The sequence below is a fragment of the Streptomyces sp. APSN-46.1 genome, assembly GCF_022815725.1.
In the GTDB taxonomy this organism is placed as follows: domain Bacteria; phylum Actinomycetota; class Actinomycetes; order Streptomycetales; family Streptomycetaceae; genus Streptomyces.
The window spans coordinates 356,715-375,563 of the sequence record NZ_JALGRF010000001.1 but is presented as its reverse complement, the minus strand read 5'-3'; the positions used below and the strand labels follow the sequence as shown (position 1 = coordinate 375,563).

Annotated in this window: 19 protein-coding genes; 6 read left to right on the top strand and 13 right to left on the bottom strand. The window is 72.7% G+C overall.

What is annotated here, in order from left to right:
* Positions 1 to 2: 2 nt before the first annotated feature.
* Positions 3 to 974, bottom strand: coding sequence for an SMP-30/gluconolactonase/LRE family protein (locus MTF65_RS01695; protein ID WP_243626358.1), 972 nt, complete (start codon positions 972 to 974; stop codon positions 3 to 5).
* A gap of 147 nt (positions 975 to 1,121) precedes the next feature.
* On the opposite strand from MTF65_RS01695, the gene MTF65_RS01690 reads away from it, so the two are divergent.
* Positions 1,122 to 2,363 carry an ROK family protein gene (locus tag MTF65_RS01690; protein ID WP_243626357.1) on the top strand — a complete coding sequence of 414 codons (1,242 nt, stop codon included), beginning with the start codon at positions 1,122 to 1,124 and terminating at the stop codon, positions 2,361 to 2,363.
* A 162-nt stretch (positions 2,364 to 2,525) separates the two neighbouring features.
* Positions 2,526 to 4,982, top strand: coding sequence for a SpoIIE family protein phosphatase (locus MTF65_RS01685; RefSeq protein WP_243626356.1), 2,457 nt, complete (start codon positions 2,526 to 2,528; stop codon positions 4,980 to 4,982).
* A gap of 61 nt (positions 4,983 to 5,043) precedes the next feature.
* On the opposite strand, the gene rpsN is transcribed toward MTF65_RS01685, so the two are convergent.
* Positions 5,044 to 5,349, bottom strand: a complete 306-nt coding sequence (gene rpsN / locus MTF65_RS01680; protein WP_243626355.1) for a 30S ribosomal protein S14 — start codon at positions 5,347 to 5,349, stop codon at positions 5,044 to 5,046.
* Entirely contained in the window at positions 5,349 to 5,585 is a 237-nt protein-coding gene (rpmB, locus tag MTF65_RS01675; protein ID WP_243626354.1) for a 50S ribosomal protein L28, read from the bottom strand. Before rpmB ends, rpsN begins: the two co-directional genes overlap by 1 nt.
* 69 nt (positions 5,586 to 5,654) lie before the next feature.
* On the opposite strand from rpmB, the gene rpmG reads away from it, so the two are divergent.
* From rpmG to rpsR, 4 genes are read left to right on the top strand one after another with little or no spacing between them, the layout of a single operon-like run.
* Positions 5,655 to 5,819: a 50S ribosomal protein L33 gene (rpmG, locus tag MTF65_RS01670; protein WP_030162346.1), complete on the top strand. Its 165-nt coding sequence runs from the start codon at positions 5,655 to 5,657 to the stop codon at positions 5,817 to 5,819.
* Between the two features lie 30 nt (positions 5,820 to 5,849).
* Entirely contained in the window at positions 5,850 to 6,098 is a 249-nt protein-coding gene (locus MTF65_RS01665) for a type B 50S ribosomal protein L31 (RefSeq protein ID WP_069922962.1), read from the top strand.
* Positions 6,095 to 7,237 carry a GTP-binding protein gene (locus tag MTF65_RS01660; protein WP_243626353.1) on the top strand — a complete coding sequence of 381 codons (1,143 nt, stop codon included), beginning with the start codon at positions 6,095 to 6,097 and terminating at the stop codon, positions 7,235 to 7,237. The genes MTF65_RS01665 and MTF65_RS01660 overlap by 4 nt, the downstream gene beginning before the upstream one ends.
* 35 nt (positions 7,238 to 7,272) lie before the next feature.
* On the top strand, positions 7,273 to 7,509 hold the full coding sequence (gene rpsR / locus MTF65_RS01655) for a 30S ribosomal protein S18 (RefSeq protein WP_243626352.1): 237 nt from the start codon (positions 7,273 to 7,275) through the stop codon (positions 7,507 to 7,509).
* Positions 7,510 to 7,569: 60 nt separating this feature from the next.
* On the opposite strand, the gene MTF65_RS01650 is transcribed toward rpsR, so the two are convergent.
* From MTF65_RS01650 to MTF65_RS01605, 10 genes are read right to left on the bottom strand one after another with little or no spacing between them, the layout of a single operon-like run.
* A complete protein-coding gene (locus MTF65_RS01650) occupies positions 7,570 to 9,090 on the bottom strand; it encodes an ABC transporter ATP-binding protein (RefSeq protein ID WP_243626351.1) in 1,521 nt (506 codons plus the stop codon).
* Positions 9,087 to 9,899, bottom strand: coding sequence for an ABC transporter permease (locus MTF65_RS01645; RefSeq protein ID WP_243626350.1), 813 nt, complete (start codon positions 9,897 to 9,899; stop codon positions 9,087 to 9,089). Before MTF65_RS01645 ends, MTF65_RS01650 begins: the two co-directional genes overlap by 4 nt.
* Positions 9,896 to 10,852 carry an ABC transporter permease gene (locus MTF65_RS01640; RefSeq protein ID WP_243627261.1) on the bottom strand — a complete coding sequence of 319 codons (957 nt, stop codon included), beginning with the start codon at positions 10,850 to 10,852 and terminating at the stop codon, positions 9,896 to 9,898. Before MTF65_RS01640 ends, MTF65_RS01645 begins: the two co-directional genes overlap by 4 nt.
* Positions 10,840 to 12,408, bottom strand: a complete 1,569-nt coding sequence (locus MTF65_RS01635) for an ABC transporter substrate-binding protein (protein WP_243626349.1) — start codon at positions 12,406 to 12,408, stop codon at positions 10,840 to 10,842. The genes MTF65_RS01640 and MTF65_RS01635 overlap by 13 nt, the downstream gene beginning before the upstream one ends.
* A complete protein-coding gene (locus tag MTF65_RS01630) occupies positions 12,405 to 13,217 on the bottom strand; it encodes a trans-aconitate 2-methyltransferase (protein WP_243626348.1) in 813 nt (270 codons plus the stop codon). The genes MTF65_RS01635 and MTF65_RS01630 overlap by 4 nt, the downstream gene beginning before the upstream one ends.
* Complete coding sequence (locus MTF65_RS01625) at positions 13,214 to 14,506, bottom strand: MFS transporter (RefSeq protein WP_243626347.1); 1,293 nt, start codon at positions 14,504 to 14,506, stop codon at positions 13,214 to 13,216. The genes MTF65_RS01630 and MTF65_RS01625 overlap by 4 nt, the downstream gene beginning before the upstream one ends.
* Complete coding sequence (locus tag MTF65_RS01620) at positions 14,503 to 15,552, bottom strand: dipeptide epimerase (RefSeq protein WP_243626346.1); 1,050 nt, start codon at positions 15,550 to 15,552, stop codon at positions 14,503 to 14,505. The genes MTF65_RS01625 and MTF65_RS01620 overlap by 4 nt, the downstream gene beginning before the upstream one ends.
* The gene (locus MTF65_RS01615; protein ID WP_243626345.1) at positions 15,549 to 16,670 is read right to left on the bottom strand and encodes a PLP-dependent cysteine synthase family protein; all 1,122 of its coding nucleotides are present in this window, start codon (positions 16,668 to 16,670) and stop codon (positions 15,549 to 15,551) included. Before MTF65_RS01615 ends, MTF65_RS01620 begins: the two co-directional genes overlap by 4 nt.
* On the bottom strand, positions 16,667 to 17,503 hold the full coding sequence (locus MTF65_RS01610) for a Rossmann-like domain-containing protein (protein WP_374207135.1): 837 nt from the start codon (positions 17,501 to 17,503) through the stop codon (positions 16,667 to 16,669). Before MTF65_RS01610 ends, MTF65_RS01615 begins: the two co-directional genes overlap by 4 nt.
* Complete coding sequence (locus MTF65_RS01605) at positions 17,500 to 18,849, bottom strand: ATP-grasp domain-containing protein (RefSeq protein WP_243626344.1); 1,350 nt, start codon at positions 18,847 to 18,849, stop codon at positions 17,500 to 17,502. The genes MTF65_RS01610 and MTF65_RS01605 overlap by 4 nt, the downstream gene beginning before the upstream one ends.

Here is an 18,849-nt window from a genome sequence, read left to right as displayed (position 1 = left end):
CCTCACGGTTCGGACGGTGCGCGGGATGCGGGGGATACGCGGGATGCGCGGTGCGGAGGATCGGTCACGGAGGTGTCGTCGTACGGTGTGGCCGGGAGTCCCGTGACACCGGGGCGGCAGACGAAGAGGCGTCCCGCGTCGGGTTCGGCGCGCCGCCGTTCCTCGTCGAGGCCCTGGGTGGCCGTGGTGATCACCAGGACGTCGAGGTCCGGTCCGGCGAAGGCGCAGCTCGTCACGTGCGAGGCCGGTACCTCCACCCGTGCGTGGAGGGTGCCGTCGGGCATGTAGGCGCGGACCTCGCCGCCTCCCCACACGGCGACCCAGACGCGTCCGCCGGCGTCCACGGCCAGGCCGTCGGGGACGCCCCGGGGGAGGACCGCGAACGGGCGCCGGTCGCCCAGCGTGCCGGTCTCCGCGTCGTAGTCGAAGACGTCGACGCGGCCGGTCGGGCTGTCGGCGTAGTACAGCTGTCGTCCGTCCGGGCTCCAGCCCAGGCCGTTGGAGATGGTCACGGAGTCGAGGAGCGTGACCACGCCGTCGTGGTCGAGGCGATGGAGCGCGCCCGCGCCGGGGGTCTCGTCGTACGCCATCGTCCCGGCGAGGAGCCGGCCTCTCGGATCGCACGCGGCATCGTTCATGCGCCGCCGTACGCCGTCGCGCGGCAGGTCGGGCGCGGCGACCTCGACGGGCGGGCGGCCCTCGTCGAGGCGCAGGAAGGAGGTGCCGGCGGCGGCGAGCAGCGCGCCCGACGCGCAGGGCACGACGGCGCCGACCGGGCGGTCCAGGCGCAGGGTGCCGGTGGGGGCGAGGTCCGGCAGCCCGGAGCCGTCGCGCCGCGGGGTGAGGGTGGCGCGGTGGATGAGCCGTTCGGTGATGTCCACCCAGAGCAGTTCTTCCCGGCGTTCGTCCCAGACGGGTCCTTCCGAAAGGCATCCGGGCAGGGGTGAGCAGGGCACGGCCCCGAGTCGCAGCATCTGTCCTCCTCGGTCGACGGACGAAAAACTACGGCTTCGTCTAACGGTTGTAAATATCCCTTCCCGGCTTCTTCCAACCCTTTGAATAAGATGCGGAGGACGGATGACGGAGGCCGGCTCCCCCACTGCCGACGAAGGGCACGAGTGATGATCAAGCGCACGTCGCAGGACATTCGCCGACTCAACCGGTTCGAGGTCCTGCGGCGCGTCTACGCGGGCCCGGGCGCGATGAGCCGGCAGGACATCGCGGCGGCCACCGGCCTGTCCTTCGCCACCGTCGCGAACCTGACGGCCGAGCTGCTCGATGCCGGTGTCCTCATGCAGGCGGGGCACGAGGACTCCGGCGGGGGGCGGCCGCGCGCCCGTCTGACCGTCAACGCGGACCGGGGCGCGCTCATCGGCATCGACATCGCCGAGACCTCCGTCCACGCGGAACTGTTCGACCTGGCGTTGCGGGTCCGGCACTCCGTCGAACGTCCGCTACCGCGGGGCGACGTCCAACCCGCCGAGGTGGTCGAGCAGATCGCCGGCTGCGTGGCCGAATTGCTGAAGGGTTCAGGGGTGGCCCGGGAGCGGGTGCTGGGTGCCGGGGTCAGCGTGCCGGGCATGGTTGAACGCGAAGGCGGCGTCTCGTCGTTCTCCCCGTACTGGTCGTGGCACGAGGTCCCGCTGCGGTCCCTGCTCGACGAGCGGCTCGGCCTCCCCCTGTGGCTCGACAACCCATTGCGGGCCAGCACGGTCGCCGAGATGTGGTTCGGCGCCGGGCGCGAGGTCGGCGACCTGGTCGTGGTCACGCTTCGGGCCGGCGTCGGCGCCGGGATCGCCGTCGACGGCCAGCTGTACCGCGGCTTCACCAACAGCGCGGGCGAGTGGGGCCACACCTGCCTCGCCCTGGACGGCCGGCTGTGCACGTGCGGCAACCGGGGCTGTGTGGAGGCGTACGTCAGCACCCGCGGGATCGCCGAGACCTGGCGCGAACTGGCACCCGGCGACGAACGGGCGACGCCGGCGGACGACGCGGCCGCGGTCGAGGCCCTCGCGCGCGCTGCGGCGGAGGGCGATCCGACGGCCGCCGCGGTGATCGACCGGACCGGCCGCTATCTGGGCGCCGCCGTGGCCAACCTGCTCAACGTCGTCAACCCTCAGGTGCTCGTGCTCGGCAACCAGGTGATCGACCTGCTCGGGGAGCGGCTCCTGCGGGCCACGTACGAGGCGGTCACGCGCCACGCCCTCCCCGTGCCGCACCGGGCCGCGACCCTGTGTCGCAGCGCGCTGCCGCACAACGCGGTCACCCGAGGGGCCGCCACCTTCGCGCTGGAGGGTTTCCTCAACGACCGGGACGTCTTCGGCCCCGTCAGCCGCATGCGCCAGCCACGGGAGGACTCGTGACGAGGGCGGAGGTCAGGCACCGGACGCCGGGCGGAGTGGCCAGTCGCTGGTCGTAGAGCTGCTGGAAGGCGGCCAGGCCGGGGTGGCGACGCGCGGGAGGTGGTCGGACACTGGGCCAGGTGGGCGGGGGAGGCTTGGCCGGCAGGTCGAAGGGTGGTAGCGATGGACGCAGCAGTGCCGCCGTTCGGCGAGGGGCCCGAGGACCCGTTCGCACTGCACCGCGCCGCCTCGTCGGTACTGGACGACCACGGCGGGGTCGTCGGCTGGAGCGAGCGCGCACAGGCACTGCTCGGCTACCCGCCCGAGGAGGTGCTCGGCCGGGCGGCGGCCGAATTCCTGGTCGACGCCCGCGACCGCGAGGCCGTCCTGGACGCGGTGGCCGCGTGCCGGCGCGACCTGGGCTGGTCAGGTGTCCTGCCCGTCCTGCACCGCAGTGGCCGACGGGTGGAGCTGGGCTTCCGCGCCCGCGCCGTCACCCGCGCCGGCTCGGGCCGCGAGTGGCTCCTCGTCGCCGCTCCGGCGGAGGAGGTGGTCCACTGGGAGACGGACCGGTCGGTCCTGGACGGTCTGTTCCGGCGCTCCCCGATCGGTCTGTCCGTCCACGCCCCCGACCTGAGCGTCCTGCGGGTCAACCGGGCGGTGGCCCGGTTCGCGCAGCTTCCCGTGGCGGAAGTCCGGGGCACGCACACCGGCGACTTCCTGATCGGTCCGGACGTGGAGACCATCGAGACGCGGCTGCGGCGAGTGCTGGAGACGGGCGAACCCCTGATCTTCACCGAGCAGCCCTGTCGCCTGAGGAGTGACCCCGACCACGAGCGGGTGGTGTCCGTGTCCGCGTTCCGGATGGAGGACCCCTCCGGCGGGATCCTCGGAGTCACCCAGTTGGTGGAGGACGTCACCGACCGCTACCGGGCCCGGCGACGGCTTGCCCTGCTCAACCGGGCGAGCGCTCGCATCGGGACCACACTGGACCTCACCCAGACGGCCCGGGAGCTGGCCGACGTCGCGGTCCCCGACCTCGCCGACGCCGTCTCGGTGGACCTGCTGGAGTCGGTGCCCCGGGGCCATCCTGCGGACGAGCCCGTCACGGAGGCGAGCGGGCTCGTCCGCAGGATGGCCCTGCACTCGGTCGTGGCGCAGGCCCTGGAGGTGATGTACCCCGTCGGAGAGGTCTTCCGCTTCGCCCCTCGGACCCCGCAGGCCAGGTGCCTCGCCGAGCGGCAGCCCATCCTCGAACCAGTACTTCGGAGCAGCCCCGGCTGGTACTTCCAGGATCCGGAGCGCACCCAGCGCGCCTTCGCCCTGGGCGCCCACTCACTGATCGTCGTGCCACTGACCGCCCGCGGTTCGCTCCTCGGCCTGCTCAGCCTGTGGCGGGCCAAGCGGCCCGAACCGTTCGAGGAGGACGACCTCACGCTCGCCGAGGAATTCGCCACGCGCGCCGCCGTCTGCATCGACAACGCCCGCCGCTACAGCCAGCAGCACCAGGCCGCGCTGACCTTGCAGCGAAGCCTCCTGCCGCGCGAACTACCGGAACACAGTGCGGTCGAGCTCGCCCACCGCTACCTGCCGGCCGATCCCGCCACCGGCGTCGGCGGCGACTGGTTCGACGTCATCCCGCTCTCCGGAGCCCGCGTCGCCCTCGTCGTCGGCGATGTCGTCGGCCACGGCCTGCACGCCGCGGCCACCATGGGCCGGCTGCGCACAGCGGTGCACACCCTGGCCAACCTCGACCAGGCGCCGGACGAGGTCCTCTCCCACCTGGACGACCTGGTCAACCGGGTGGCGGACGAGCAGGAGCCGGCCGACGGACGCGCGCAGGGCCAACAGATCGTCGGCGCGACCTGTCTTTACGCGGTCTACGATCCCGTCTCCCGGCTCTGCACCCTGGCCCGCGCGGGTCACCTGCCGCCCGCGGTGGTGACGCCCGACGGCCAGGTGAGCCTGCCCGACCTCCCCGAGGGGCCGCCGCTGGGCCTGGGCGGACTGCCGTTCGAGTCCGCGGAACTGGAACTCGCCGAGGGCAGCCTGCTGGCGCTGTACACGGACGGCCTCGTCGAGGTCCGTGGCCGTGACCTCGACGAGCGGCTGGAGCGGCTGCGCACAGCGCTGTCCCGGCCCGGCCGATCACTGGACGAGACCTGCACAGCGGTGCAGGACGCCCTGCTGCCCGAGCGCCCGAGCGATGACGTCGCTCTGCTCCTCGCCCGCACCCGCGTGCTGGCAGCGGAGCAGGTCGCCTCCTGGGAGCTGCCCGCGGAGCCGACCGCCGCCGCTCGGGCACGGGACCTCACGGTGACCACGCTGACCCGGTGGGGCCTCGAAGAGATGGCCTTCACCGCCGAACTGGTCGTCAGTGAGCTGGTCACCAACGCCTACCGGTACGGCGGCGGCCCCCCGGTGATCCTCCGGCTCATCCGCGACCGCTGCCTGATCTGCGAGGTCTCCGACAGCAGCAGCACCGCTCCGCACCTGCGGCGTGCGCGCACCACCGATGAGGGCGGGCGCGGTCTCTTCCTGGTGGCCCAGCTCACCGAACGGTGGGGCACCCGCTACACCCGGGACGGCAAGACCGTCTGGACGGAACTTCCGCTCCCTCAGCCGATACGGGCGAGGTGACGCGCGGGCCCCCATCCCGCCGGAGATGTGGACCCACGCGCTCTCGCCGGGCGTGCGGGCACTACCAGGAGGACTTGGTCACTCCGGGGAGGAAGCCGGCGTGCGCCTGCTCGCGCATGCGGACTCGGGAGAGTCCGAACTTCCGCAGATGTCCGCGGGGCCGGCCGTCGACGCTGTCCCGGTTGCGCACGCGGGTGGCGCTCGCGTTGCGGGGCTGCTTGCGCAGCTCCTCCAGCGCCGCGCGCCGCTCGGCCTCCGTCGAGGACGGCCGCCGGAGGACCTCCTTCAGCTCGGCACGCCGGGCGGCGTACCGCTCGACGATCGCCTTGCGCTTCTCGTTCTGCGCGATCTTGCTCTTCTTGGCCATCAGACCTTCACCCCCCGCGCGCGGATCCGCGCCACCGCGGCCTCGATGCCGATGCTGTCGATGGTCTTGATCGCCTTCGCGCTCAGGGTGAGGCGGACATGGCGTCCCTCGCTCGGCAGCCAGTAGCGCTTGCTCTGGATGTTGGGGTCGAAGCGGCGGGAAGTACGCCGGTGCGAGTGGGAGATGTTGTTGCCGAAGCCCGGCTGGGCGCCGGTCAGTTGGCAGTGGGCGGACAAGGTGTTACCTGCCTCTCTCTGAACGGGGAAGGTTATTGGAAACGATTTCCATTCCCGTATAGTAGCGGCATGGCACGCAACGAAGTACGCCCGATCGTCAAGCTCCGCTCCACCGCGGGCACCGGCTACACCTACGTCACCCGCAAGAACCGGCGGAACGACCCGGACCGCATGGTGCTGCGCAAGTTCGACCCGGTGGTGCGCCGGCACGTCGACTTCCGCGAAGAGCGCTGACCCCCGCCCCTCTGTTCGAAGGAAACCGTCATGAAGCCTGGAATCCACCCCGCCTACGGCCCCGTCGTCTTCCGCGACAAGGCCGCCGACTTCGCCTTCCTCACCCGTTCGACCGCCACCAGTGAGAAGACGGTGGAGTGGGAGGACGGCAACACCTACCCCGTCATCGACGTGGAGATCTCCTCGCAGAGCCACCCCTTCTACACCGGCACCGCCCGCGTCCTGGACACCGCCGGCCGCGTCGAGCGCTTCCAGCGCCGGTACGGGAGCACGGCGTGACCCTGCCCGTCGTCATCGTCGGCGGGCTCCACTCAGACGCCCGCAAGGAAGTCGTGGACCGGCTGCTGCACGCCGTCCCCGGCAGCGTCGCCCTCCACCACGACCTGGCCACGGCAGCGCAGGGCACGGTGCGGCGCGTGGTGCGCGACGCCTCGGGCGAGCTGTCCCGGGGCGAGGCGCCCCTCGTCAACGACTGCGCGTGCTGCGCGCTGCGCGAGGACCTGGTCCCCGAGCTGGAACGACTGGCCGGCAGCGGCCTGACCCGGCTGGCCGTCGTCGAACTGTGGGACTCCGTCGAGCCCAAGGCGATGGCCGAGGTCGTCACCGCGCACGGCGCCGACGTACTCGACCTCACCGGCGTGATCACCGCGGTGGACCCGGCGCTCGTACTGCCGTACCTCGTCAACGGCGACGACCTGGCGGAGGTGGGCCTCGCGGCGGCCGCCACCGACCAGCGCACCGTCGGAGACACCTGGGCGCGGCAGCTGGAGTACGCGCCCGTGCTCGCCCTCGTCGACAGCGAGCAGGCCGACGACGAGGACCGCGCCCTCCTGGCACAGCTCCATCCGACCGCCCGCCGGGTGGCCGCCGGATCCGGCGAACTCGCCCAGCTGGCCTTCGCCGGCTTCGACGTGGAAACGGCGGCCGCCGCCCAGCACCCGGCCTGCGCCCTGCTCCCCCAGGAGGCCGACGAGGCGGGAGTCACCACCTTCGTCTGGCACCGCCGCCGCCCCTTCCATCCCGAGCGCCTCTACCAGGCCCTGGAAGACCTCTGCTGCGCTGCCGCCCGCAGCCGTGGCCGTTTCTGGCTCGCCGACCGACCCGACACCCTGCTGGCCTGGGACGCCGCGGGCGGCGCCCTGTGCGTGGAGAACGCCGGCCCCTGGCTGGCATCCCTGCCGGACGCCGCCTGGGAGCTGGTCCCGCCGATGCGCAGGGCGGCGGCCTCGCTCGACTGGCATCCCGAGCACGGCGACTGCTGCCAGCACCTCGTCTTCACCTCACCCGGCCTCGACCGCCACGGCTTGGAGCAACTGCTCGAGTCCTGCCTCCTCACGGACACCGAGTACGCGGCGGGACCCGAGGCATGGCGAAGACTCCCCGCCGCCTTCGACTCCCTCCTCGACCCCGTCTCCTGACGACCCGACGCCCCGACGACCCACAAGGAACACACATGGCCCGCCGCCAGACCCCACAGAAGCCGCTCAAGTCCCGCCCCAACCCGCTCGATGCAGCGAAGATCACCTACATCGACTACAAGGACACCGACCTGCTGCGGAAGTTCATTTCCGACCGCGGCAAGATCCGCAGCCGTCGCGTCACCCGCGTCACGGCGCAGCAGCAGCGGCGGCTCGCCGCAGCGATCAAGAACGCCCGCGAAATGGCCTTGCTCCCGTACGGCAGCCGGTAGGGCTTGGCGCCGCCGTCCCTCCCCCGCTGGGCGGGGGAGGGACTTCGCGTACGCCGGGCGTCACCGCAATTCGGGCTCAGGAGCCGTTCCAAGTCGCCGACGCTCCGCGCTCTGCGCCGCGGCCCGAAGAAGCGTGCGGGTGAACGCGTGCCGTGGCTCGTTGATCACCCGATGCGCCGACCCCTGTTCCACCACGCGTCCCGCGTCCAGGACCGCGATCCGGTCGGCCAGCGCAGCAGCGGCCGTCACATCGTGGGTGATGAACACCAGGGTGAGCTCCGCGTGTTCCCGGAGCCGGGCGAGTACGCCGAGGATGGCGTTCCGGGTGATGGGGTCGAGGCCGGAGGTGATCTCGTCGCAGACGAGGACCTTCGGCTCGGCCAGCAGGGCCCGGGCGAGCGCCGCCCTTTGGAGTTCGCCGCCGGAGAGCCCCCCGGGGCGGCGCTCGGCCAGGCTCGCCGGCAGGCCCAGCTCTTCGAGGGTCCGTACGGCCGCCCCGCGCGCGTCGTCCGCCTTCGCCCCACGCAGCCGCACGGCGGTACGGGCGATCTGGTCGAGGACGGGCCGGTGTTCGTCGAACGCCGCCTTCGCATCCTGAAACACGTATTGCACGGCCGCCAGTTCCGTACGGCTGCGGGATCGCAGGCTGCGCGGCAGCGGGGTGCCTTCGAGGAGGACCGTTCCGTCGTACGCGGAGTGCAGCCCTGCCAGGCAGCGTCCCAGGGTGGTCTTGCCGCTGCCGGAGCGGCCGACGAGCGCGAGGCACTCCCCCGCCGCGGCCGAGACCCCGATGTCGGTCAACACGTCGATGGCGCCCCGCGCGGTGAGGTGCCTCGCGGTGAGGCCCTGGGTCTCCACCCGCACGGCCCCCCTCCGGCGTGCCGCTCGCGCCGCGAGGGGCGCCTGCTGACCGGGGCCGGTGAGCACCGACCCCACCGTCCCACGGTCCACGACCCGGCCTTCTCGCATGACGATCACCTCGTCGGCCAGCTGCCGCACGACGTCGAGGTCGTGGCTGAGCAGGACGACTGCGATGCCCCGCTCTGCCACGGCTGCCAGTTCGGCCACGATGCCCTGCTTGGTGAGTACGTCCTGGCCGGTCGTGGGTTCGTCGGCGACGATGACGCGGGCACCCAGCAGCAGGGCCTGCGCCAAGGCGACCCGCTGCTGCTGACCGCCGGAGAGCTGGTGGGGGAAGCGGCGCAGGACGGCCGAGGGGTCCGGGAGCTGGGCCAGGCGCAGGGCCCCGTCGACGCGGTCGCGCCTCTCCTGCCGGGTGCCTCCCTGGCCTGCCGAGACATCGCGAAGCAAGGCGCCCACGCGGCGGGCGGGGTTGAGGACGGCCGCCGGGTGTTGGGGCACGTATCCCACCGCGCCCCCTGCCGTACGGACCGTGCCCTCGACGCGAGCCCCCCGCGGGTACTCACCGAGGAGTGCGAGGCCCGTGGTGGTCTTGCCGCTCCCGGAAGGTCCGACGATGGCCGTGACCTTTCCGGCGTGGGCTTGCAGGCTCACGCCGTCGACGATGACGTGTCCGGCGATCTCGACCCGCAGGCCGTGCACTTCCGCGACGGGGATCATCGCTTCGCTCCCTTCCAGCGTTCTTGCAGGGCCACGTCGAACAGCAGATTGGTGCCCAGGGACAGCGCCGCGATGAGCAGGGCGGGCACCACCACGGCCCAGGGCTGGAGGAACAGCCCGGTTCGGTTACGGTCGACCATCACCGCCCAGTCGGCCGCGTCGGGTTCCACCCCCACGCCGAGGAACGCGGCCGTGGCCACCAGGTAGAGGGCGCCGGTCAGCCTGATTCCGGCGTCGGCGGCGAGGGCCCGGCGCATGGAGCGGGCCACGTAGCCGATGGCCGTGCGCCACCATGACTCGCCCTGCATCCGCAGCGCCTCGACGGCGGGCCGCGAAGAGATCTCCACGGCCGCCGCGTGGACGACTCGTGCCGCGTCGGGTACGGCGGCCAGGCCGGCCAGCGTGGTCAGTCCGGCAGGACCCGGGGTGAGCGTGGCCGCGACGAGCAGCACCAGGAGCAGGGAGGGCACGGCGATGAGGACGTCCAGGGGCCTCATCAGCGCTTCCTCCAGCCAGGTGCGGCGGGTGAGCGCCGCGGTGAGGCCCAGGGGGATGGCGACGAGGTAGGCGAGCAGGGTGGCCGTGAGTGCCACGAGCACGACGGACCGGCCGCCGAGCAGCACCTGGTGCCAGACGTCACGGCCGGTGAAGTCGGTGCCGAGCCAGTGCCCTTCACCGACGCCGGAGGAGCTGAAGGAGACGGTGCGCGGTCCGGCGGGACCCGCGAGCACCGGGCCCAGGAGGGCGAGGAGAAGCGGTACGGCGATCAGCCCGAGGGCGAGCGCGTACCGGGGCCAGGCGTGCTTCACGCCGCCACCTCCGAGCGTGGGGCGAAGCGGCGCGCGACCAGGTCGGCGGCGAGGTTGACCAGCACGGTGACGACGCCGAAGACGACCGCCATGCCCTGCACGACGGGCACATCGCGGGCGGCGACCGCCTCGATCAGTACGGTGCCCAGGCCCGGTACGGCGAACAGGGCCTCCACGACGATCACTCCGCTCAGCAGCCAGTCGCAGGTGCGGGCCAGTTGCTGGGTGGCCGGCGCCAGGGCGTTGGGCAGGGCGTGGGCCCAGCGGATACGGGAGCCGGAGAGGCCGTAGCGGCGCGCCTGGGCGACGTAGGGCGCGGCCATCGCATCGATCATCCCCGCGCGCACCAGGCGACTGATGGTGCACACGGGCCGGGACAGCAGGACGAGGACCGGCAGGACGAGGACGGCGGGTTCGGAGAAGGGGTCCGTGCCGACGGCGGTGGGCGGCAGCCAGCCGAGCCACAGTCCGAACACGACGGCCAGCAGCACCCCGAAGGCGAATTCCGGAACGGCGTGCACGGCCAGTGTCACGGCGCTGACGGCCCGGTCCAGCGGGCTCCCCTCGCGGCGGGCCGCCAGGACGCCGAGGCCGACGGAGAGCGGGACCAGCAGTGCGAGGGTGGCGGCGGCGAGGAGCAGGGTGGGGCCGAGTCCGGCCGCCAGGTAGCCGGTGACGGGGCGGCCGGTGACCACGGAGGTGCCGAGGTCACCGTGCAGCATGCCGGTGGCCCACTCCAGGAAGCGTTCGGGAGCCGGCCGGTCCAGCCCCATGGCCTCGCGGATGCGGGCGATCCGCTCCGGGTCGGGCTGGTCCCCGGCGAGCGCGACCGCCGCGTCACCGGGCAGCGCCTCGGTGAGCACGAAGATGAACAGGACGACGGCCGCCGTCTGCCCCAGACCGAGGAGCAGGCGGCGGCCGACCCATGACAGGTGGAGCCTCACGCGAGCCAGATCTTGTCGAAGCGGGCCCAGTCGAGGGTATTGGCGGGGGCCTCCTTCGACACTCCGCGCACCGTGGGCGCCGTGGCCACGATCCAGTCGGCGAAGCCCCAGATCAGGAAGCCGCCCTCGTCGTACAGCCGGCGCTGCATCCTCTCGTAGAGGGCGGCGCGTTCCTTCTCGTCGCGGGTGGACTGGGCCTGCTGGTACAGGTCGTCGAAGTCCTTCTGCTGCCACTTGGTGGCGTTGGTGGTGGAGCCGGTCAGCAGCCGCTGGGAGATGTGGGACTCGATGGGCATGGCGCCGGACCGGTAGGAGGCGAAGGTTCCGGCGGACAGGATGTCCTTCCAGTACGTGTCCTTGTTGCCGACCTTGACCTCGACGGTGACTCCGGCCTTCGCCGCCTGCTCCTTGAAGATGCCGGCGGCCTCGATGAAGCCGGTGGCCGCGGGGGCGGTGTCGAGGGTGACCTTCAGTCCCTCGGCTCCGGCCTCCTTCAGCAGCGCGCGGGCCCGCTCCAGGTCCTGCGTGCGCTGCGGCAGGCCGCTCGCGTAGTACTGGCAGCCCTTGCCGAAGAGGTCGTTGCCGATCTCGCCCGCGCCGGAGAGGGCGCCGTCGACGAGTTCTTTGCGGTCGGCGATGAGGAAGAACGCCTGGCGGACCCGCTTGTCGTCGAACGGCGGGCGGTCGGTCTTCATGACGAAGCCCTGCATGGCGCTGCCCGGGAGCCGTATGACGTTGATCCGTCCCTTGCCCTCGTGGGCGCGGGCGGTGGCCGGGTTCAGTTCGTGGGCGTATGCGACCTGACCGCCGAGCAGCGCGCTCACACGCGCCGATTCCTCGGTGGCCACGACAAATTCCAGCTCGTCGAGGTGGGGTGCGCCCTCCCAGTAGTCCGGGTTGCGCTTGACCACGAGGGAACTGCCGGGCTTGAAGGACACGAAGCGGAACGGGCCCGACCCGACGGGCTGCTCGAAGGAGGCGGCGTCCTTGGGGACGATGTACGCGCCGAAGGCGGCGAGTACGTTGGGGAATTCGGCGTACGGGCGCTTGAGCTTGAACTCGACGGTCGAGGCGTCCACGGCCCGGCTCGCCCCGAGATCGATGGGTTCGAGCGAGGCCTTGGCCCGGAACGTGCCCTTCGGGTCGGCGATCCTGCGGTAGCTGTAGAGGACGTCCTCGGCCGTGACCGGCCTGCCGTCGTGGAAGGCGGCCTTGCGCAGGGTGATCCGCCAGGTGTCGAGGGTCTCGCCCGGTTCCCACCGTTCGGCGAGCCGGGGAACCGGGGCCAGATCGGCGCCGAAGTCGGCGAGCTTGTCGAAGAGCGCCTTGGCACGCGCCGCGTCGACGAACAGGTTGGCGGCATGCGGGTCGAGGGTCTCGTTGGCGCCGCCGCCCGCGAAGGCCGCGCGCAGCCGGCCGCCGGACTTGGGGGTGCCGGACCCCGCGTTCTCGGCGTCCGCCTGGGTGGATCCGCCGCTGCCGCACCCGGCGGCGAGGGCCAGCGCGGTGGCGCTGCCGGCGATGATGAAACCCCTTCGGGCGAGGCCTGTGGACTGGTCGTTCATGAGTGTTGTCTTCCGTTGCTGTGAAGGGGCGTGAGGCGGGCGACGAGGTGCAGGCGGTCGGAGTTCGCGGCCCGCCGCGGGGCCTGCCCTTCGCTCCAGGGGGGTTCGGTGCGCGGGCCGGGGCCGTCGTAGAGCGCCAGGACCTCGAACCCGGCGGTGGTCAGGAAGTACCGGAGCTCCTGCGGGAAGAGCAGCCGCCAGGCGGAACGCTGCTCCTGCGGTGGTGAGCCGTCGTCGGCGGTCCAGATCCGGCGGCGGCGCAGGAGCTGCGCGGCGTGGTCGACGTACAGGGTGGTGCGGGAGGTGTACGTGATCCCGTGCCACGGGAGCGTGGCGGTGCGCGGGCCGTCGAGCAGCTCGGTGTTGCCGAGGAAGAAGGCCCCGTTGCGCATCTCGGCGACGAGCAGGCCACCAGGGGTGAGGTGGGCGCGGCAGCGGGCGAGAAATGCGGTGAGGTCGTCGTTGGTGTGGCAGTAGAGCAGGGCGCTGTCCAGGCAGACGATGGCGTCGACGGCGGCTTGGAGGTCGAAGTCCCGCATGTCGGCGAGCCGGTAGCCGGGGCCTGGATGGTGGCTGCGGGCGTGAGCCAGCATGGCTTCGGAGGTGTCGATGCCGGTGACCTCGCGGCCCGCCCGGTGGTGGAGCCAGGCTGCGTCCCGGCCGGTGCCGCAGCCGACGTCGAGAACGCGCGGGCCGGCGCCGTGGCGGAGCAGGATGTCCTCGGCCCAGCGGGCCGCGAGGTGTTCGGGGTCGGGGAAGCGCACTTCGTACAGCTCGGGACGGTCGGTGAGGAGGTTGCCGGCAGTCATCGGGCCTCGCTTCGGGAGCGGGCATTGGCGCATGGGGGTGCGGGATCCGGGGCGGGGTCCAGGGGCACGGCCGGGTCGGCGGGCAGCGCGCCGCGGCGGTGCAGCCGTACGACGGCCGCGGCCGAGGCCAGGCCCAGGGCGAGGCAGCAGGCGTAGGGCAGCCAGGTCAGGCCGGTGTGCCCGCCGGTGTCCATGGCCCATCCGATCGCCGCGCTGCCGGCGGCGGCCGCCACGCCGGACACCGCGTAGAAGAGGCCGTAGGAGGTGCCGGTCAGGCCGTCGCGGCCGAAGGCCGGTATCAGCTCCATCACGAAGGGCTGGGCGATCATCAACCCGAGCTGGAGCAGCAGCGCTCCGGCGAGCACCGCCAGCAGGTACGGCGGGTGGGAGGTGGCGGCGCCGGCCACGAGCATCGGCGGGACGAAGCCCAGGCCCATGACCGCGAGGCCCGTGGCGATCCAGCGGGCGCGGCTCCCCCTGGCGCCCAGGGCACGGGTGATGCGCAGCTGGAAGAGGATGTTGGCGAGGGTCCCGCAGAGGAACAGCAGCCCGATCGAGCCGTCCCAGCCGGAGGCCCGGGCCGCCGCGTGCGGCAGGAGCAGGTACAACTGGCTCTCCAGGCCGTACATGCCGACCATGGCGAGGGAAAACGCCAGGAACCGGTGGTTTCCGGCCACTTCGCGCCAGTCGCCGAGCAGCCCGGTGTCGGGGGCCGGTACCTCGCGGGCGGGCAGCGCCAGCAGCTGCGCGAGGGTGAGGACGGCGAAGACGCCGGCCGCGGTGACGGCGGCCGCCCTGAAGTCCACGAGCAGCAGAAGGCTTCCGAGGAGGGGGCCGAGCAGCGCACCGGTGGTGGCGAAGACGTTGAACAGCGCGAAGGCCTCCGCCTTGCGCTCCCCCGCCTCCTGCGCGACGTACGTCCGCACGGCGGGGTTGAACAGGGCGCCGGCCAGCCCGCTGAGTACGGCCGCGGCGAGCAGCAGCGGCAGTGCGTCGCCCAGTGCGAACAGGGCGAATCCCACGGTGCGCAGGGCGCAGCCGGCGATGATCACACCGCGGGCGCCGAGCCGGTCGGCGGCCGAGCCGCCGATGAGGAACAGGCCCTGCTGGCTGAGGTTGCGTAGACCCAGGACCGTGCCGACGACGGCCGCCGACAGGCCGAGGTCGTCGGTGAGGTGGCTGGCGAGGTACGGAATCAGCAGGTAGAAGCCGGTGTTGACGCCGAGCTGGTTGACGAGGAGGAGGCGCACGGTGAGCGGAAAGCTCCGTACGGCGGCGAGGGTTCTCACTGTTCGGCCTCCACACGGGCGCGTCTGACGCCCAGACCGGCTCGGTTCGCGGCCCGTACGGTACCGTCGGTGCCGCCGATGCCGGTCCACGGGTCGTCGGCGAGCAGGAGGTGGCCGTCGAGGTCCACCCAGCGGGCCCGGTCGGCGAGGTGCACGGCGGGGGCGATGCCGAGCGAGCTGGCGGTGAGGCAGCCGAGCATGAGGTCGGTGCCGCTGCCGCGCAAGGCGTCGTGGATGCGCAGCGCGGCCCGTACCCCGCCGCATTTGGCCAGTTTGACGTTGACTCCGTGTACCTGTCCGGCGAGTGCGACGGCGTCCTCGTAGGAGACGGCGTCCTCGTCGGCGATGACGGGGACCGGGGAGTCCTTCGCCACGCGGGCGAGGGCGTCGGGGCGGCCCGGCGCGATCGGCTGCTCCACGGCGGTGACGCCGAGCTCGGCGAAGCGCGGGAGCAGGTCGAGGGCCTGGCGTTCGGTCCACGCCCCGTTGGGGTCGAGCAGCAGGCTCGCCTCGGGGGCTCCGGTGCGTACGGCCTCCACCCGGGCGAGGTCCGCCGCCGGGTCGGGGGATCCGGCCTTGACCTTCAGGGTGGTGAAGCCGCTCATCGCGAGGCGTGCGGCCTGCGCGGCAGCTGCCACGGGCGGGGCGATGCCGATCGTACGGGCGGTCGCGGCGGCCGGCGCGGCATGCGTGCCCAGCAGCTCGTGGGCGGCCTGGCCGGCGCGCTTGCCGACCAGATCGAGCAGGGCGGCCTCGATCGCGGCCAGGACACCGGCGGGGAGCGTCTCCGGTGTCCAGGCGGCGTATTCGTCCCAGGCCGTCTCGGGGTCGGGGAAGCGTTCGACGCGCGGCCGCGAGGACGCGAGATGCCGCAGGATCCGGTCGGTCGGCAGTCCGAGGTAGTCGCTGCTGACGGCCTCGCCCCAGCCGCGCAGTCCGCCGTGTTCGATCGTGACCCAGACGGCGTCGCGGCGGGCCATCACCGAGCGGGAGATGCGTAGCGGTTCGGCCAGTTCGAGTGCGGCGGTGTGCCAGGTGAGCTTCATGCGGCACCGCCCCGGGCGGGCGCGGGAACTCGGGGACGGGCGGCCGGCGCCGGATCGACCACGGTGCGGCAGCGGGCCCAGCCGGCGACCTCGGCCGCCTGCGGGTACGGGATCTCCAGTGGGCGGACGGCGAGTTCGGCCCGGTCCAGGCCGTGGGCGTGGCAGAAGTCGTCGTCGTAGACCGTGCCGAGGTAGCGGTGCGGGCCGTCGGGGAAGACGGTCGCGACGACGGCGCCCGCTTCCACGCGGGCCGCCCACGCGGATACGAGGGCGACGGCTCCGGTGCTCCAGCCACCGCTGACGAAGCTGCCGCGGGCGAGCCTGCGGCAGGCGTCGACGGCTTCGGCCGGGCCGACCCAGTGCACCTCGTCGAAGGCGTCGTACGCCACGTTGCGGGGGTGGATGCTGCTGCCGAGTCCGCGCATCAGGCGAGGGCGGGCGGGCTGCCCGAAGATGGTCGAGCCGATGGAGTCGACGCCGATCACCTTCAGCCGCGGCCAGCGGCGCCGCAGCGGGCCGATCAGCCCGGAGCTGTGGCCGCCGGTGCCGACACTGCACACCAGGATGTCCAAGTCGTCGAGCTGACCGCACAGTTCGGCCGCCATCGGCAGATAGCCGGCCGCGTTGTCGGGGTTGTTGTACTGGTCGGGCCAGTAGGCCTCCGGCATCCGTCGCAGGACTTCACGCAGCCTCCCGATGCGGGCGGCCTGCCAGCCGCCCTCGGGAGCGGGCCGGTCGACGAGCTCCAGCTGGGCACCGTACGTGCGCAGCAACTGGCGCATGGACGGTTCGAGTTCGGCGTCGCCGACGAGGACGACGGGGTGGCCGAGGGCCTGGCCGGCGAAGGCGAGGCCGATGCCGAGCGTGCCCGAGGTCGACTCGACCACGGGGGCGCCGGGGCTCAGATCGCCGCGCCGCCGGGCGCCGAGGAGCATGGAGACGGCGGCCCGGGCCTTCATCCCGCCGGCGCCGAGGCATTCGAGCTTCGCCCAGAAACCGGGGTGGGGGTACGGAAGTTCGGTGCGGACCCTGGCCAGCGGGGTGCGGCCGATCAGCGGCAGCAGGTCGGGGTTGGCGACACCGGCCGACGAGCGATGCAGCAGGGGTGCGGTGGTCATCGGGCGCCTCCGTAGCGATGGATGACTCCGGGGCCGCCGTCGAGCCAGAAGAAGGGGTACGGCTCGGCGGACACGGCGCTCACCCCGGCTCCGAGGAAGCGTGGCAGGACGGCGCTGCCGGTCTGCGCGAACATGACGAGGGGTTTGCCGGTAGTCGCGGCATGGTCGAGCAGCGGCTGGAAGGTGCCGTTCCCGAGGGTCATGCCGGAGGCGAGGATCGCGTCGCAGCGCTCCAGCTCGGCGAGGGCGTCCGTACGGACGGGCTCCCCCCACTCGGTGGCGCCGCCCTTGAGGTCGCAGGGCACGTAGCGGACACCGCGGGCGCGCAGCTGTTCCAGGAGGGAGTTGACGACGCCGATGACCAGCACCGATCGCGGCCGCCGGGCTGTCGGCAGCAGGTCGACGACCGCCCCGGCCCGGGCCTGGGACCGTTGGAGCGAGCTGCCGGCCGGCACCGTGTAGGGCCGGGCCCCGTGCTCGGGGGTGTGCGGTCGTGCGTGCATCAGGTAGGCGTCGAGCGCGGCGATCCGCACGGGCAGCAGCGGGTGGCCGAGCAGCTCGGCCACGGTGGTGCCGACGCAGTCGTCGAGCGCCGCCGCGGGCAGTGCGCCCGGCTCCACGGCGCAGGATCCGACGGCCGCGGCCAAGCGCAGGCTGAGGACCTCGTTGCGGTAGCAGTGGGAGCGGCCTTCGTGGCGCACCGCCTGGGCGGTGGTGAAGGCGAGCGTGATGCGCTCCTGGGCCGGGTCGAGGCCATGGCCGCCGGAGCGGACGCTTTCGATGAGCTGGTCGACCGTGCGGATGCAGGGCGCGTGCGGGGCGGGTGCGGTCACGCGGACACCGCCGCCTCGGACAGCTCGGTCGAACACTCTTCAGCCGCGCGCCCTTCAGCCGCGCGCCCTTCTGCCGCGCACTCTTCAGCCGCGCAGTCTTCATACGTGGGGCGCAGGTGGGCGAGCAGCCGCTCGGCGCTGCGACGCGCGTCGCCGCCCTCGGTGTCGGCGGTCATGACATGGCCGAGGTATTCGTTGTTACTGGTGGCGGCTCGTACGGTGCGTCCCGGCTCGGCGAGGGTGATCTCCAGTACCTCGGGCTGGTCGCGGACGCCGTCCGCGCCCTCGATGCCGGTGAGGATGCCGGAGGCTTCGGGCAGCAGGAAGGCGATGGCGGCGCTGCGTACGCCGGTCGGTCGCGAGGTGAGATCCGGGGTGCGGCCGAGGGCGACGTCCACGCAGGCGGCGGCGAGGTCGACGCCCGTGACATGGCGGACCAGTTCGGTGATCCGGTTGCCCGCCGGCCGGGGGTTGACCTCGACCACCTTGGGTCCGGCGGGAGTCAGCTTGATCTCGGTGTGGCAGACCACCTGGTCCAGTCCGAGGGCCTTGATGGCCTGTACGGCGGTCTCGGCGGCATCCCCCGCCTGCGCCGGGCCGATGGCCGCCGGGAACATGTGGCCGGTCTCGATGAAGGCGGGCGCCCCGCCGATGCTCTTGTCCGTGACGCCCACGACGTGCGTGGCACCGTCGAACGAGACGGTCTCGACGCTGACTTCGGGGCCGGTGAGGAGCTCTTCGAGGAGGAAGACGGGGCTGCGGTCCTGGCCGCGCGCGTTGAGCGGGAACTCGGACAGCGCCCGGCAGGCCAGTTCCAGTTCCCGCGCGTCGCGGACCTCGCGGACCAGCATCCCGCCGCAGAGGTCCACCGGCTTCACGACCAGCGGGTAGCCGATCTCTCGTGCGGCGGCCGCCGCCTGCACCGGATCCCCGCAGACCGCGAAGTGAGGACCGGACACCCCGGCCTCCGCCAGCTGCCGACGGGTCAGGTCCTTGCGGCACGCCGCCCGGACCGCTTCGGCGGTGGGTCCCGGCAGGCCCAGCCGCTCGGCGGTGCGGGCCACCGCCGGCAGGTAGTAGTCGCAGGAGGAGACGACCCCGTCGAAGGCGAACACCCCGTGCAGCCGATCCAGGCGAGGCAGCAGCGTGTCGATGTCGTTGGTGTCCGCGGTGATGACGTTGTGCGCCGCGAGCAGCGGATGCGGACCATCGGCGGGGGCGGCACGCAGATAGTGGTGCAGGTCCCGGGTGACGAAGGTGAACTCGTGCCCGCCTTCGCGGATCGCCCTGGGCAGCAGCCTGCTCATCGACCCCACCCAGCTCTCGATAACCAGCAGATGTCCCAC